Raw genomic sequence first — 17,332 nt, forward strand, 5'->3', positions numbered from 1 at the left:
GGAACAGGCAGACGCACAGGACTTAAAATCCTGCGGTAGCGATACCGTACCGGTTCGATTCCGGTCTTCAGCACCAAAGCACTTAAGTTTATCTTAAGTGCTTTTTGTTTTAGAAAATTATAAATTAGTAAATGAATATGTTGTTAAGATTAGAAGAGTAATAAATGAAAGTAAGTATATGCTAATAACTAAATGAATATTAATATAGATAAAAAGAAATTTTCTGCAAAAATCATTTAATAGTGACAAAATTATATTAAAAATAAATTTTATAATGATTATAAATAGTTAATATATAAGATTCCTTATATGAAAAGATGTATTCATATAAGGAATCTTATATATTATTGTCCTACGAAAAAAAATGCATAATACATCATATGACATAAATTTTTTATTTAAGGTGCTATAATTTAAATTACATTTTATGGAAATATGGAGGGGAAAAAATGCAATATGGGGTAGATGTATCAACTTATAAGAGGGTTGAGAATAAAAATAAGAAAAAGGAACTTAGGGTTCAAGGAACTTCGTTAAACCTTATTACATCTTTTGTAATGGGATTGTTATTAAGCAGGGTTTTACTGTCAGCAACTATAGATATGGGGATAGCACCATTCGGTATTGCATATCTTATAGGATTGAAAAAAGAGAGAGGGAGAGGTACATTACTAGCTCTATTAGGTGTTGTTTTAGGATATTTATCTATATCATCTATCTTAGAAGGAGCAGTTGCGTACTCTATGGCAGCTGTTTTAGTAATGATTTATATAGAAATTTGTAATAGGATAGAAATTAAACAAAGAGATTATATAAGCTTTTTTTTAGTTTTTTCAGTATTTATTATATATAATTCCATAGTAAATAGTCAGCCTTTAGGAGTTAATGTAGTATTTTCAATATTAAAGGTAATATCTATGATACCTGTTAAATATATGATTAGTTATGCTTTGAATTGTGTTGATGAATTAGAAAGTAACTACTTATTCTCAACAGAAGAAATAATAAGTATAGGTATATTAGTTTGTTTGTTAATTGCAGGTATAGGAAATGTAGGTTTATTTAATATACAAATTAGAAATATATTGGCATTAACTACAATTTCTATTTTTGCATATGTAGGTGGTGCTGGGCTTGGAGCATCCATAGGAGCATCTATGGGATTTATAATAGGAATTACCAATAATGATATTATAGGAGCTGTTACATTATATAGTTTATGTGGATTGATAATTGGAGTTTTTAAAGAGACAGGTAGAATTTTTTCTTCTCTATCATATATAGTAATTTATTTTATAATTTGGATGTACTCAGATTCCTTTTCAATTTATGGGGGAATAGAAGTGTTGATTGCAATAATAATTTTAGTTTCAATTCCTAAATTTATTATTGATGCTATAAGTAAGGAGTTTAATCAAGAAAAGAAAGCGGAGGCTATTAATGATATTCATTTGAATGGTATAAAAGGTGAATTTATAGATAGATTAGATTCTATGAAGTCTATATTAACAACTCTATCAAATTCTATTTTAAATTTAGGAGAAAACGATATTTTATCTTTAAATAATAAGGGTACTGCAATGGTAGAAAATCTAGCTGATAGGGCTTGTTATAATTGTGAGCTTAGGCAAAGATGTTGGGATAGAAATTTACATTTAACTTTCGAAGGATTTTCAGAACTTATAAGTAGTTGTGAAAATAATGATATTTACTTACCGAAAACATTAGAAAAAAAATGTGTAAAGACTAGGAGTTTGATGAAAAATGCACAAGAAGTAGTGAATAACTATACAGTTAATGAAGCATTAAAAACTAGATTAATTGAAGGAAGAAATATAATTGCTAATCATATAAATAATATTTCTACTACAATTGAAGATATGGCTAGAGATTTTGAAAAGGATATATCTATATGCACTGAAATAGATAAGATATTGAGAAAAGCCTTTAATAGAAGCAAGATTGATTACACAGATGTGTTTTCTTATTTAGATAGGCGTGGAAGAATGAAGATAAAAGTTACAACAACTAATTGTGAAGCTGAAAGGTATTGTGCTAAAACTATACTTCCGGTAGTTAATACCTTGGTTAAAGTCCCGGTTTCTATATCTAATAATGGGGGTAGGATAGATCCAGGTACAGGAGAGTGTTCTGTAATAATAGAAGAAACTGCTAAATATCATATGACGTCTTATGCAGCTGTAAAAGCGAAGGATGGTGAAACTTATATAGGTGATAGCTATAGTTTTTCTAAAAATAATGATGGAACTTATATAAGTATAATTAGTGATGGAATGGGATCGGGACCAGAAGCAAGAATGGAAAGTGGGTTAGCTGTAGATTTAATTGAGAAATTTATTGAAAATGGTTTCAGTGAGAAAACTGCTATTGATACGGTTAATTCAATAATGTCTATGAAATTTAATGAGGATGAAAAATTTACTACTATGGATTTAAATATAGTAGATTTATATAATGGAGAAGCTGAATTTATAAAGGTAGGTGGAGTAGTGAGCTTTATAAAGAGGGGTAAAGAAATAAAGGTTATTAAGTCTAATAGTCTACCTTTTGGAATCTTAGATAGAGTAGATGTAAGTCCGGAAAAATTTAGATTAAAACATGGTGATATAGTAGTGTCTATTAGTGATGGAGTATTAGATATAGATAAGAATAATATTGGAAGCTATTCATGGTTAGAGGAATATTTAGAATATGCAGATACTAATCCTTCGACTTTATCTAGAGATATTTTGGAAAAGGCTATGGTTTTAAGTGGAGGAAAAGTTAAAGATGATATGACTGTATTGGTATCTAAAATATATTCAGTATATTAAAATGAACCAATATATTGTAAGAGAATAAATGTAATTTTAAATAATAAGAGATTATTACCTTTGAAATATAGTGGGATAGATATTATGACAACTTGGAGCTATTCAACCTAAGGGGAGATAATATTTATCCTATTTTGTGTTTTATATATATAAATATATAATTAAATAAGAAAAAAATATATTGGGTTACTTGTTCTTTATAAAATTGTAAGAATTAGTTAAGAAATCTTGTTTACAGATGAAAATCTTAAGGTTATTATATTATATATTAAAATAAATATACTGAGGAGTTTTGTTGTGATAAACAAGGTAAAGGCTTTTGTAATTGAAAATGATTTAATACAAAAAGGAGATAAGGTTCTAGTAGCTCTATCTGGTGGACCTGATTCAGTTTGCTTGTTAAATATACTTTATCAGCTTAAAGTTTTTTTTGAAATTGAGATAGGTGCAGCTCATGTAAATCACATGCTTAGAGGAGAAGAAGCTTTAAAGGATGAGGAGTATGCAAGAAAATTATGCGAAAAGTTGGGAGTGAGTTTTTTCTCTAAAAGTATAGATATTGATAAAATATCTAAGGAAAATAATATATCTCACGAATTAGCAGGAAGAGAAGAGCGCTATAAATTTTTTAAACTTATTAGTAAGGAAAATGGTTATAATAAAATAGCTGTAGCACATAATTCTAATGATCAGGCTGAAACTATACTGATGAATATTATGAGAGGAACAGGTATTGAAGGTCTTTGTGGAATCAGAAGTAAAAGAGATGGTGAAATTATAAGGCCTATACTATGTCTATCTAGAGATGAAATAGAAGAGTATTGCGAAATAAATAATTTAAATCCTAGAATAGATAAAAGTAATTTAGAAAATATATATAGTAGAAATAAAGTAAGATTAGATATTCTTCCTTATATGAAAAAAAACTTCAATAAAGATGTAGTAGAAACAATAAATAGAATGGCAAATTTATTACAAATAGATAATGACTTTATTGAAAAAGAGTGTAATAATATTTATAAAAAGTATTGCACAATTAATAGAAATAACATAATTATATCAAAAGAAGCTTTTTCTGTAGAGAAGGCGCTTTTAACTAGGCTTATAAAAAAGTCATTTATAGAATTTTCGGGTAAGCATACTAATTTTGAGATGAAGCATATTTTTGAAGTGATCTCACTAGCAAATAACTCTACAAATAAAAGAATTAACCTTCCTCATGGGATAATAGCTGAAAACATATATGGAGATATATATTTAAAGTTTAAGAAGGTTCAAGGAAAAGAATATAACGAGATTATCTTAAATAAAAATCAATTGGATAATAATTATATAAGTTATGAAGATTATAGTATAAGTTTTATTATATTAAATAATAAAAATAATATAGAATTTTCTAATAATGTATTAATAAAATATTTTGATTATGATAAGATAAAAGAGAGAATAGTAATTAGAAAAAGAAAAAATGGGGATAAAATGGTTCCGCTTGGAATGAAGGGGACTAAAAAGCTTAAGGATATTTTTATGGATTTAAAAATACCTATAGATAGAAGAGATGATATTCCTATTTTATGTTTTGATGATGAAATAGCTTGGTTAGTAGAGCATAAAGTTTCAGAGAAGTTTAAAATAACTAAAGAAACTAAAAATATTATAAAAATAATGTTTGCTAGAAAGGAATAGGAATATGATAAGGGACATAAAGAAAGTATTACTTACAGAAGAACAAATCTTAGAAAAAGTTAGGGAATTGGGAAGTGTTATTAGTAAAGATTATGAAAGTAAAGATTTACTGATAGTTGGAATTTTGAAAGGTTCAGTTCTATTTGCATCTGAACTAATTAAAAATATTACGGTACCATGTGAAATAGACTTTATGGCTGTATCTAGCTATGGAAACTCTACTGAAACTTCAGGAGTAGTTAGAATATTAAAAGATTTAGAGCATAGCATTGAGGGAAAAGACATAATTATAGTAGAGGATATAATAGACAGTGGAGTTACATTAGATTACTTATTAAAGTATTTAACAGCTAGAAAGGCAAATAGTGTTGAAATAGTTACATTATTAACTAAACCATCTAGACGAAAGGTAGATATAAACGTAAAATATTGCGGATTTGAAGTTCCAGATGAGTTTTTAGTTGGTTATGGATTAGATTACGCTGAAAAATATAGAAATTTACCATATGTAGGTATATTAAAAGAAGAAGTATATAAATAGTATTATGAAATATAGTATAATAGTGCAATATAATAAAAACTAGTAGAAAGGGGGGCCTTGAATGAAAAAATATTCAAGTGCAACAGTATGGATATTTGTAATTCTGATATTGTTCTTTTCCGCGACTTTCTTATGGAATAGTGGTAGAACTGCAGATGAAATATCATACAGTGATTTTCAACAAAAATGGGTTAATGATCAGATAGAAAGTGTTGTAGTGCATCCTGATAAGATGCTTATTTCAGGTAAAACAAGAGATAATAAACAATTCAATACATATGCTCCTAGTGAAATGGTGCAAATGTTAATGTCTCAAAATCCAAAAGATGATATAAAGGTAGATTTTAAGCAACCTTCAAATAGTAGTTTGTGGATAAGTTTAATTCCTACATTAATAATGATGGGATTGGTGTTTGTATTCTTCTTTATGATGACACAACAATCTCAAGGTGGAGGTAGTGGAAGAGGTGTTATGAACTTTGGAAAAAGTAGAGCAAAAGTAATGCCTCCAGATGCTAAGAGAGTTACATTTGATGATGTTGCTGGCGCAGATGAAGAAAAGCAAGAGTTAGAAGAAATAGTTGATTTCTTAAAACAACCATCAAAATATACTGAAATGGGAGCTAGAATTCCTAAGGGTGTATTATTAGTTGGTCCGCCAGGAACAGGTAAAACATTGCTTGCTAAAGCTATAGCTGGAGAAGCAGGAGTTCCATTTTATAGTATATCAGGTTCAGATTTCGTTGAAATGTTTGTTGGTGTAGGTGCATCAAGAGTTAGAGATTTATTTGAACAAGCTAAAAAGAGTGCTCCATCATTAGTATTTATTGATGAAATTGATGCTGTTGGTAGACAAAGAGGAGCAGGTCTTGGTGGTGGACATGATGAAAGAGAACAAACTTTGAATCAATTATTAGTTGAAATGGATGGCTTTGGAGCTAACGAAGGAATTATAATGATTGCAGCAACAAATAGACCTGATATTCTTGACCCTGCTCTATTAAGACCTGGTAGATTTGATAGACAAATAGTTGTTGGAGCTCCAGATGTTAAGGGTAGAGAAGAAATACTAAAGGTTCATACTAAAAAGAAACCTTTAGCAGAAGATGTAGATTTAAAGGTGTTAGCTAAGAGAACTCCTGGATTTACTGGAGCAGATATAGAAAATTTAGCTAATGAAGCAGCTTTATTATCAGTTAGAAGAAATGAAAAACTAATTGGAATGCAAGAATTTGAAGAAGCTATAACTAGAGTAATAGCTGGTCCAGAAAAGAAGAGTAGAGTGATTAATGATTATGATAAAAAGCTTACAGCTTATCATGAAGCAGGCCACGCAGTAGTTATGAATCTTTTAGAACATGCAGATCCAGTCCATGAAATAAGTATAATTCCAAGAGGTATGGCTGGTGGTTACACTATGCATTTACCTGATGAAGATAGATCATATACTTCTAAGGAAAAATTAAGAGATGAAATGGTAGGATTACTTGGTGGTAGAGTAGCAGAAAAACTTATACTTACTGATATTTCTACAGGAGCTAAAAATGATATAGATAGGGCAAGTGCTATTGCTAGAGCTATGGTAATGGAATATGGTATGAGTGAAAAGCTTGGAACTATATCTTATGGAGCAGATAATAATGAAGTGTTCTTAGGAAGAAGCTTAGGACATGGAAGAAACTTCAGTGAGGAAGTTGGAACTGAAATAGATAGAGAAGTTAAGAAATTTATAGATGAAGCATATCAAAGAGCTGAAACTTTATTAAGTCAAAATATTGATAAACTTCATGCTGTAGCAGCAGCTTTATTAGAAAAAGAAAAAATTGACGGAGAAGAATTCGCAAGAATATTCAACGCAAGTTAATACTGATTAAGGGATAGTCGGAAGACTGTCCCTTAATTTTTATAAATACGAATTATAATATGATAATCATATAACAAATAGTTTAATTATCTTGAAAATACGAACAATAAGAAATTTAAATATTAAAATATTCGAAACGATGTTTAAATATTTTAGTTTAAGTGATATAATTTATGTAAAGAATAAGAATGTAATAATTATGTAAATAGGAGTGTATTAATATGAAGAGTGATATACAAATAGCTCAAGAGGCTAAGATGGAACCTATAAGTAAAATTGCGGCTAGGTTGAATCTATCAGAAGATGATATAGAGCAGTACGGAAAATATAAATGTAAATTATCTTTAGATATATTTAATAAAAATAAAGAAAAGAAGGATGGAAAATTAGTATTAGTAACAGCTATTAATCCAACTCCAGCAGGAGAAGGTAAATCCACTGTTACTGTAGGATTAGGTCAGGCTCTTTGCAAAATGGGTAAGAATGCTGTAATAGCATTAAGAGAACCTTCGCTTGGACCAGTATTTGGAATAAAAGGAGGTGCTGCTGGTGGTGGTTATGCACAAGTAGTTCCAATGGAAGATATAAATTTACATTTTACAGGAGACATGCATGCTATAACTAGTGCTAATAATTTATTAGCAGCAGCTATTGATAATCATATACATCAAGGAAATGATTTGAGAATTGATTCAAGAAGAATAGTTTTTAAAAGAGTTATTGATATGAATGATAGAGCTTTAAGAAGTATAGTTGTTGGTTTAGGTGGAAAGCTAAATGGATTTTTAAGAGAAGATGGCTTTATGATTACTGTTGCGTCAGAAATAATGGCTATATTATGTTTATCCAATAGTCTACGTGATCTTAAAGAGAGAATGGGGAATATTCTAATAGCTTATGATTTAGATGGAAATCCAGTATATGCGAAACAATTAAATATACAAGGAGCTATGGCATTACTTATGAAGGATGCTATAAAACCTAATTTAGTTCAAACTTTGGAAAATACTCCTGCTATAATTCATGGAGGGCCATTCGCTAACATAGCTCATGGATGTAATTCAATAATAGCTACTAAGATGGCTTTAAAACTTGGTGATATAGTTATCACTGAAGCAGGATTTGGTGCAGATTTAGGAGCTGAAAAGTTCTTAGATATAAAATGTAGATATGGTGATTTAGAACCAAATTGTGTAGTTATAGTGGCAACTGTGAGAGCTTTGAAAAATCACGGTGGAGTTTCTAAAGAAATGTTAAGCACACCAAATGTAGATGCTTTAAGAAAAGGAATTAGTAATTTAGAAAAACAGATTGAAAATATAAAAAAATATAATGTACCAGTAGTAGTTGCTATTAACAAGTTTGTAAGCGATAGTGATGAAGAAATTGCATTTGTAAAAGAGTATTGTAATAAGCTGGGAGCCAAGGTTGCTTTGTCGGATGTATGGGGCAAAGGTGGCGAAGGCGGAATAGAGCTGGGAGAAGTAGTTTGTGATATACTTGAAAATGAGAAATCTAATTTTAAAGCAATTTATGAAGTGGAAGATAGTATTGTAAATAAAATAGGGACTATAGCAAAAGAAATATATGGGGCAAAAGGTGTGATAATTACTCCAAATGCTAAAAAGCAAATTGAAGAACTTGAAAAATTCGGACTTGATAAACTACCTATTTGTATGGCAAAAACTCAATATTCATTATCAGATAACCCAAATTTAAAAGGAAGACCAGAAAATTTTGAAGTAACTGTAAGAGAAGTAAGAGTTTCTAATGGAGCTGGATTCATAGTAGCATTAAATGGAGATATAATGACTATGCCGGGACTTCCTAAAGTTCCAGCCGCTAATAAAATGGACATATTAGATAATGGTGAAATAATAGGATTATTTTAATATATGGAATTTACAACACTTGACAAATAATCTGTAATTGTTAAAATTAAATTGTTAAATTTATTGAGATTATATTTATTTAAACAAGGCAGCTTTCAAAGCTGCTTTTAATTGTATTAAGGTGGTGCTTGTATGATACTAGTAGTGGACGTTGGTAATACGAATATTGTTTTAGGATTATATAAAGATTCAAAAAATATTGCAGGTTGGAGAATTTCAACAGATGCAAAGAAGACATCAGATGAGTATTCTATTCAATTTATGCAGCTTTTTCATCAAAGCGAACTAAACCCTAAAGAGGTGAAAGGAATAATAATATCATCAGTTGTTCCTAATATTATGCATTCTTTAGAAAATATGATAAAGAAGAGTTTTGGAATGAATCCTATAATAGTAGGACCTGGGGTTAAAACAGGAATTAATATTAAGTACGATAACCCTAAGGAGGTAGGTGCTGATAGAATTGTAAATGCTGTGGCTGCCCATGATAAGTATAAAAAGGATCTAATAATAATAGATTTTGGTACAGCAACTACATTTTGTGCTTTAACTAGGGAAGCTAATTATTTAGGTGGATGTATAACACCAGGTATTAGAATTGCTTCAGACGCTTTATTTGACAGAGCGGCAAAGTTACCTAGAGTAGAACTTGAAACACCAAAAAGTTTAATATGTAAAAACACTATATCTAGTATGCAAGCAGGAATAATATATGGATATATAGGGCAGGTAGAGTATATAGTTAGGAAAATGAAAAATGAGATGAAAGATCTTGGTTCAGATGAACCTTTAGTAGTAGCAACAGGTGGATTAGCAAATTTAATTGCAAAAGAAACTGAAGTTATAGATAAGGTAGATTCTAGTTTAACATTGGAGGGGTTAAGAATAATATACGAAAAAAACAAGGAGTAGTATAGTATGAAAATTGGTAATCTAGAATTTGAAAATAATGTTTTTCTGGCACCTATGGCAGGAGTAACAGATATATCCTTTAGAGGCTTATGTAAGGAGATGGGATGTGGTTTAGTTTACACTGAGATGGTAAGTGCTAAGGCATTATACTATGAAAATGAAAACACGAAATCATTACTTAGAATATCGGAAGAAGAAAGTCCGGTAGCTGTACAAATTTTTGGAAATAACCCAAAGATAATGGCTGAGGTTGTACAAAGACACTTTAATGAAAGAGAAGATATAAGCTTAATAGACATAAATATGGGATGTCCTGTTAATAAGATAACTAAGAATGGAGAGGGTTCAGCTCTATTAAAACATCCTGAGTTAGCTGCAAATATTGTTAGAGAAATTAAAAAGGTATCTACAAAACCAGTTACAGTTAAGTTTAGAAAGGGTTTTGATGAAGGTAGTATAAATGCTGTAGAATTTGCAAAATATCTCGAAGATGCTGGCGTTGATGCAGTAGCAATACATGGAAGAACTAAAGAACAAATGTATGAAGGAAAGGCAGATTGGGATATAATAGGTAAGGTAAAAGAAGCTGTATCTGTACCTGTAATAGGAAACGGAGATGTATTTACCCCAGAAGATGCTTTGGAACTTAAGAGAAAAACTAATTGTGATGGGATAATGGTTGCTAGAGGAAGTATGGGGAATCCTTGGATATTTAAGCAAATTGAAAATAAGTTAAAAGGATTAGAGGCAGAAGAAATAAGTTATTCAGATAAAATTAATATGTGCTTGCGACATTATGAGTTAGCAATTAAATATGACGGAGAAAAGAAAGCAGTAAGAGAGATGAGGAAACATTCTTCTTGGTATTTGAAGGGAATGCCTAAGAGTAATGATATAAGAGCTGTTATAAATTCATTAGATGAAAGTAATGCTGTAGCTGAAGTTTTAAATAATTACAGAGAAGAACTAATGAAACTTTATTAATAATATAGGATAAATTTATAGAAATTTGAATATAAAAGATTTTTATGAATAAATATATTAAAAACAAGAATAATATATATCTGTCGACTAACCTAGAAATAAACTCTACTTAAGAGAATACTTATATTTCGGATTAGTTGACAGATATTATTTGCTGATTTATAATGTTTTAAATGATTTTGACAATATAAGACTTATTGTTAGTTTTTTAATAAAGAAGAATTTGAAGGGGAGAAAATCATGAGTGAAACTAAAAAATTCGTAATGACATACGAGGGTGTTAAGAAATTAGAAGAAGAATTAGAATTTTTAAAAACTGTTAAAAGAAAAGAAATAACAGAAAAAATAAAAGTTGCTTTAGGTTATGGAGATTTAAGTGAAAACTCAGAGTATGATGAAGCTAAAAATGAACAAGCGTTCACGGAAGGAAGAATCATACAATTAGAAAATATGCTTAAAAATGCTGTAGTTGTTGATGAATCAGAAATACCTACAGATAAGGTTTCAGTTGGAACAATAGTTAAAGTTAAGGATTATGAGTTTGATGAAGAAGTTGAATATTCAATAGTAGGTTCAGCGGAAGCAGATCCTATGAATTTTAAAATATCAAATGAATCACCAGTAGGATTAGCTTTATTAGGTAAAAAGGTTGGAGAAGTAGTAGAGGTTTTAGTTCCAGGTGGAGTTAATAAGTTTGAAGTTTTAGGAATAAGAAGAGAGTAACGGAGGGATATCAATGTCAACTGAGGAAATGAGTTTACAAGAATTGGAATCTCAGTTCAATGAGCAAGAAGCTTTAAGAAGAGAAAAATTATCAGAACTACAAAAACAAGGTAAGGATCCTTTTGATGTATATAAAGTTAACAGAACTCATATGTCAGAAGAGGTTAAGAAAAACTATGACAATTTAGAAGGTTCTATAGTTACTGTAGCTGGAAGAATTATGTCTAAAAGAGGTCAGGGTAAAGTTGTATTTTCTGACATCCATGATAGAGATGGAAGAATTCAATTATTTATTAAAATAGATGAAGTTGGAGAAGAAGCTTTAAAGTCATATAAAACTTATGACCTTGGAGATTGGGTAGTTGCAACAGGAGAAGTTTTCAAAACTAAAACTGGAGAAGTTTCAGTAAAGGTTAAGAGCTTTGAATTAATTTGTAAGTCTTTAAAACCATTACCAGAAAAATGGCATGGATTAAAGGATCCGGATTTAAGATATAGACAAAGAGAAGTAGATATGATTTCTAATCCAGAAGTTAAGCTAAACTTTATTAAAAGAGCAGCTATACTAAAGGGTATTAGAGAATTTTTAGACAATAGAGGTTTTATAGAAGTAGAAACACCTATGCTTTCAACAATAGCGGGTGGAGCTTCAGCAAGACCTTTTATAACTCATCACAATACTTTAGATATTGATATGTACCTAAGAATAGCTCCAGAGTTATATCTAAAGAGAGCTATAGTAGCGGGATTAGAAAAAGTTTATGATATGGGAAGAACTTTCAGAAATGAAGGAATGTCAGTAAGACATAATCCTGAATTTACTATGATAGAATTATATGAAGCTTTTGCTGATTATAATGATATGATGGAAATCACTGAGAATATGGTGGCTTATGTATGTGAAAAAGTAAATGGAACTACTAAGGTTATGTATCAAGGTACAGAAATAGATTTTGCACCACCTTGGAGAAGAATAACAATGGTAGATGCAGTAAAAGAGCATACAGGCATTGATTTTAATATAATATCATCTAATGAAGAAGCTCAAGCGATTGCTAAAGAAAAGAATTTAGAATTTAAAAAGAATTTAGCACATGTTACAAAAGGTGAAGTTTTAAATGCTTTATATGAAGAATATTGCGAGCAACATATGATTCAACCAACATTCATCTGCGATTATCCAGTAGAAATATCACCTCTTACAAAGAAAAAGAGAGGTAATGAAATGTTTACTGAAAGATTTGAAGGTTTTGTATTTGGTAGAGAAATATGTAATGCATATTCAGAATTAAATGATCCAATAGTTCAAAGAGAAAGATTTAATCAACAAGAAAAAGAAAGAGAACTAGGCGATGATGAAGCTTATATGATAGATGAAGAATTTATGAGTGCATTAGAAACAGGAATGCCTCCAACAGGTGGATTAGGTATAGGTATAGATAGACTTATAATGTTCTTAACAGATTCAGCATCAATAAGAGACATTATAATGTTCCCAACTATGAAACCAGTTAAGTAGTAAAAAGCTGAGAAAACTCAGCTTTTTTACTTTTTAGGAAAATTTTTTAAGTTTATTTCGCTAAACATAGAAAAATAGAGAGTTTTAAAATAAATATAGAGTAGAATAAAAAATAAAGAAAAATTTTTAATAAAAAAGACTTGCAATATTAATAAAAGTTGATATAATAACTAATGTAGTAAATAATCCGCGATAGCTCAACGGTGGAGCACTCGGCTGTTAACCGATAGGTTGGAGGTTCGAATCCTCTTCGCGGAGCCAGTTTAATTTTAAAATTATTTATAGTATTCCGTGGTAGCTCAATGGTGGAGCACTCGGCTGTTAACCGATAGGTTGGAGGTTCGAATCCTCTCCACGGAGCCAATTTAATTTTAAAATTATTTATAAAATATTCCGTGGTAGCTCAATGGTGGAGCACTCGGCTGTTAACCGATAGGTTGGAGGTTCGAATCCTCTCCACGGAGCCATTTTATAAAAGAGCTTTATAAGAGTAGATAAATTATCTATTGTTATAAGGCTCTTTTTGCTTGACATATAAATGGCTTTTGGTAAAATGAATATATAATTTAATAAATACTGTGACAAAGAGGAGTAGGCTTAAATTTATTTTAGAGAGGCGATGTTAGGTGAAAATTGCTATAAAGTTAAGTTGAAGGGCGCTTTCGAGTATTATGATATTGAAAGTTGGGCTAGAGCCAAGAAGGGTGGAACCGCGGAATTGTAATTTCGTCCCTTTAGGTTTAGGGCCTTTTTTATTTACAAAAAAATTGGAGGTATGAAAATGGCAGTAGAAAAAACTATGGAAAAAATCGTTGCTCTTTGTAAAAGTAGAGGATTTGTATTTCCTGGCTCAGAAATATATGGAGGATTAGCAAACTCTTGGGATTATGGTCCGTTAGGAGTTGAATTTAAAAACAATGTAAAAAAAGCTTGGTGGAAGAAATTTGTTCAAGAAAGCCCTTATAATGTAGGAGTAGACTGTGCTATATTAATGAATCCAGAAGTATGGGTTGCGTCAGGACACGTTGGTGGATTCTCAGATCCTTTAATGGATTGTAAGGAATGTAAGGCGAGATTTAGAGCTGATAAATTAGTAGAAGATCATATGACTGAAAATGGTGCAGAAGTTGCTAGTGCAGATGGATGGACTAATGAACAATTAAAGGATTATATCGAAAAGAATAATATTGTATGTCCTAAGTGTGGAAAGTTAAACTATACAGATATAAGAAAGTTTAACTTGATGTTTAAAACTTTCCAAGGTATTACAGAAGACTCAGCTAGCACAATATACTTAAGACCAGAAACTGCTCAAGGTATATTCGTAAACTTTAAATCAGTTCAAAGATCATCAAGAAAGAAGGTCCCATTTGGTATTGCACAAATAGGTAAGTCTTTCAGAAATGAAATAACACCAGGAAACTTTACATTTAGAACTAGAGAATTTGAACAAATGGAATTAGAATTCTTCTGTAAGCCAGGAACAGATTTAGAATGGTTTAAGTATTGGAAAGATTATTGCTTTAATTTCCTATTGAATTTAGGAGTTAATGAAGCAAGCTTAAGGATGAGAGATCATGGTGAAGAAGAATTATCTTTCTATTCTAATGCAACATCAGATATTGAATATTTATTCCCATTTGGATGGGGTGAATTATGGGGAATAGCTGATAGAACAGATTATGACCTTAAGAAGCATCAAGAACATTCAGGCCAAGATATGAACTATTTAGATCCAACAACTAACGAAAAGTATGTTCCTTACGTAATTGAACCATCTTTAGGAGCTGATAGAGTTGCTTTAGCATTCTTAGTTGATGCATATGATGAAGAAGAGTTGGAAGGTGGAGATGTTAGAACTGTTATGCATTTACATCCGGCATTAGCACCATACAAAGCTGCTATTTTACCACTTTCAAAGAAGCTTTCAGAAAAGGCTTTAGAAGTATATGCTGATTTAAGCAAGAAGTTTAACTTAGAGTATGATGAAGCAGGAAGTATAGGTAAGAGATATAGAAGACAAGATGAGATAGGGACTCCTTTCTGTATAACAATAGATTTTGATACTTTAGAAGATGAAGCTGTTACTATTAGAAATAGAGATACTATGGAGCAAGAAAGAGTTAAGATTTCTGAGTTAGAATCTTATATTGAAAAAAGTTTAGAATTTTAATTTTTTTAAAAGGTGAGTTCAAAAGCTCACCTTTTTGTATTTAGTAAATTAAAGTGTTATAATTATAAAGAATTGGGACAGACTTATAATATGAATTAGTTTCTAATGAGTAAACTAGGGGGGACTCCCATTATCAAAGTTGTATGATTATAATATAATATTTTTATATAGATATGGTTGGAGGAATAGTATGAAGAAGCCATTTGATGAATTTAAGGAATTTATAAAAGATAAGAGGGTAGCTGTTGTAGGAATTGGAGTTAGTAATATACCTCTTATAAGATTTTTAGTTAAATTAGGAGCAAAAGTAACAGCTTTTGATAAGAAAAGTAGAAAAGAACTTGGAGATGTTGCAGATGAATTTGATAGATTATCTGTTACACTTGAGCTAGGAGAAGGATACTTAGATAGGCTTACAGGGTTTGAAGTTGTGTTTAAGACTCCATCTATGAGAATAGATTGTGAAGCCTTGATTAGAGTTAAGGAAGAAGGGGCATATATAACATCAGAAATGGAGGAGTTTGTTAAGTACTGCAAAGGAAAGATTTTTGGAGTTACAGGTAGTGATGGGAAAACTACAACTACAACTATTATATCTAAGATTCTTATGGAAGCAGGATATAAAACTTGGGTTGGAGGAAATATTGGTACTCCTTTATTTGCTAATGTAGAGGAAATAAAGGAGGAAGATAAGGTAGTACTAGAATTATCAAGTTTCCAACTTATGACTATGGACACACCTATAGATGTAGCAGTAGTTACTAATTTAGCTCCAAATCATTTAGATATGCATAAGGATATGGATGAATATATAAATGCTAAGAAAAATATATTCTTATATCAAGATAAAAGTGGAATTCTAATCTTGAACAGAGAGAATGATATAACTCATAGTTTTGTTAGTGAAGCAAAGGGGGAAGTTAGAGAATTTAGCTCTAAGAGAAAGATTGAGAAAGGTGCTTATTTTAAAGATAATATTTTATATGTAGATGATAAAGAAGTATGCGAGAAGGATGATATCATAATTAATGGTATTCATAATGTAGAAAATTATTTAGCTGCATTTTTAGCAACTAAGGATGAAGTTTCTATTGAAGTTATGAAAAGGGTAGCTAAAACTTTTGGAGGAGTAGAGCATAGATGTGAATTTGTTAGAGAACTTAAAGGGGTTAAGTATTACAACGACTCTATTGCATCTAATCCAACAAGAGCATTAGCAGGATTATTTGCCTTTGAAAAAAAAGTTATTTTAATTGCTGGAGGATATGATAAAAATATTCCTTTTGAACCATTAGCGGAAAATGGATATCCATATATAAAGGAGTTAATTCTTTTAGGTGCTACTAAGGATTTGATTAAAGAAGCTTTTGATAAACTTAAGATAGAGAAAGGTATAGAAGTACCTATAGTTTCTGTAGAAAGTTTAGAAGAGGCTGTACTTAAAGCTAAGGATATTGCAAAAGAGGGGGATATAGTTACATTATCACCTGCTTGTGCATCGTTTGATATGTTTCCTAACTTTGAAGTAAGAGGTAATAAGTATAAGGAAATAGTTAAAAATTTAAAGTAAAAATAATTGAGCTGTATTGAATTATCTAATTTCGAATTTGATATATTTAGTACAGCTATTTCTATATTTTATTTTTGTGATATTACTAAGTTATTAGGAAAAAAGTATTTATTATAGCAAAAATATTTATGTTTCTAGATTTATATAAATAATATATAGAATTTACATATATATTATTAAAATGAAATTGAGAAAATATTGATAATTAATAATGAAATAGAGTTCTTTTTATTAGAGAGATATATATAATAACAATAACTTTGCCAGGTGTATCATTATATAAAAAAATGAGAATTAATAAGAAAAATGAAGAATAATAAGTATAATATTGAATAATATAGGAATTTAGGTATATTATTGTGAAATAATCGTGATAATATAAATAGCGTCGTCGGGAACGACGGCGAAATAACAACAAAAAATTGCAACAAAAAAGTGTTGACAATTGAGAGTTGAAATGTTATTATAAATAAGCAAGTCGATAAGACTTAGATCTTTGAAAATTGAACAGAATATAAGTTAAGTATAAAATAAACCAGCAATTCTTTTAAGTCTTTAAATTAAGACTCAAGGTAATTTGAGCAACAGATTAAACTTTTTATTGAGAGTTTGATCCTGGCTCAGGACGAACGCT

Annotated in this window: 11 protein-coding genes, 3 tRNA genes and 1 other annotated feature; all 14 genes read left to right on the top strand. The window is 30.1% G+C overall.

Annotated features, from left to right (window positions below):
- The first annotated feature begins 449 nt into the window (after positions 1-449).
- Positions 450-2,834 carry a stage II sporulation protein E gene (gene spoIIE / locus ACQPUY_RS12460; RefSeq protein ID WP_430841556.1) on the top strand — a complete coding sequence of 795 codons (2,385 nt, stop codon included), beginning with the start codon at positions 450-452 and terminating at the stop codon, positions 2,832-2,834.
- Between the two features lie 297 nt (positions 2,835-3,131).
- Positions 3,132-4,520 carry a tRNA lysidine(34) synthetase TilS gene (gene tilS, locus ACQPUY_RS12465; protein WP_430841557.1) on the top strand — a complete coding sequence of 463 codons (1,389 nt, stop codon included), beginning with the start codon at positions 3,132-3,134 and terminating at the stop codon, positions 4,518-4,520.
- A 4-nt stretch (positions 4,521-4,524) separates the two neighbouring features.
- On the top strand, positions 4,525-5,061 hold the full coding sequence (hpt, locus tag ACQPUY_RS12470) for a hypoxanthine phosphoribosyltransferase (protein ID WP_430841558.1): 537 nt from the start codon (positions 4,525-4,527) through the stop codon (positions 5,059-5,061).
- Positions 5,062-5,122: 61 nt separating this feature from the next.
- On the top strand, positions 5,123-6,925 hold the full coding sequence (gene ftsH, locus ACQPUY_RS12475; protein ID WP_430841559.1) for an ATP-dependent zinc metalloprotease FtsH: 1,803 nt from the start codon (positions 5,123-5,125) through the stop codon (positions 6,923-6,925).
- A gap of 221 nt (positions 6,926-7,146) precedes the next feature.
- Positions 7,147-8,817: a formate--tetrahydrofolate ligase gene (locus tag ACQPUY_RS12480; protein ID WP_430841560.1), complete on the top strand. Its 1,671-nt coding sequence runs from the start codon at positions 7,147-7,149 to the stop codon at positions 8,815-8,817.
- Positions 8,818-8,949: 132 nt separating this feature from the next.
- Positions 8,950-9,729, top strand: coding sequence for a type III pantothenate kinase (locus ACQPUY_RS12485; protein ID WP_430841561.1), 780 nt, complete (start codon positions 8,950-8,952; stop codon positions 9,727-9,729).
- A 6-nt stretch (positions 9,730-9,735) separates the two neighbouring features.
- Positions 9,736-10,713, top strand: coding sequence for a tRNA dihydrouridine synthase DusB (dusB, locus tag ACQPUY_RS12490; RefSeq protein ID WP_430841562.1), 978 nt, complete (start codon positions 9,736-9,738; stop codon positions 10,711-10,713).
- A 240-nt stretch (positions 10,714-10,953) separates the two neighbouring features.
- The gene (gene greA, locus ACQPUY_RS12495) at positions 10,954-11,436 is read left to right on the top strand and encodes a transcription elongation factor GreA (protein ID WP_430841563.1); all 483 of its coding nucleotides are present in this window, start codon (positions 10,954-10,956) and stop codon (positions 11,434-11,436) included.
- 13 nt (positions 11,437-11,449) lie between these two features.
- Complete coding sequence (lysS, locus tag ACQPUY_RS12500) at positions 11,450-12,955, top strand: lysine--tRNA ligase (RefSeq protein WP_430841564.1); 1,506 nt, start codon at positions 11,450-11,452, stop codon at positions 12,953-12,955.
- A 186-nt stretch (positions 12,956-13,141) separates the two neighbouring features.
- Positions 13,142-13,216, top strand: a tRNA-Asn gene (locus ACQPUY_RS12505).
- Positions 13,217-13,243: 27 nt separating this feature from the next.
- A tRNA-Asn gene (locus ACQPUY_RS12510) sits at positions 13,244-13,318 on the top strand.
- 29 nt (positions 13,319-13,347) lie between these two features.
- Positions 13,348-13,422 (top strand) — tRNA-Asn (locus ACQPUY_RS12515).
- A gap of 102 nt (positions 13,423-13,524) precedes the next feature.
- Positions 13,525-13,692, top strand: a binding site (T-box leader).
- Between the two features lie 44 nt (positions 13,693-13,736).
- Entirely contained in the window at positions 13,737-15,128 is a 1,392-nt protein-coding gene (locus ACQPUY_RS12520; RefSeq protein ID WP_430841565.1) for a glycine--tRNA ligase, read from the top strand.
- A gap of 190 nt (positions 15,129-15,318) precedes the next feature.
- The gene (murD, locus tag ACQPUY_RS12525) at positions 15,319-16,698 is read left to right on the top strand and encodes a UDP-N-acetylmuramoyl-L-alanine--D-glutamate ligase (RefSeq protein WP_430841566.1); all 1,380 of its coding nucleotides are present in this window, start codon (positions 15,319-15,321) and stop codon (positions 16,696-16,698) included.
- Positions 16,699-17,332 lie beyond the last annotated feature (634 nt).

This window comes from Clostridium nigeriense, from assembly GCF_050585245.1.
GTDB lineage: Bacteria > Bacillota > Clostridia > Clostridiales > Clostridiaceae > Clostridium > Clostridium nigeriense_A.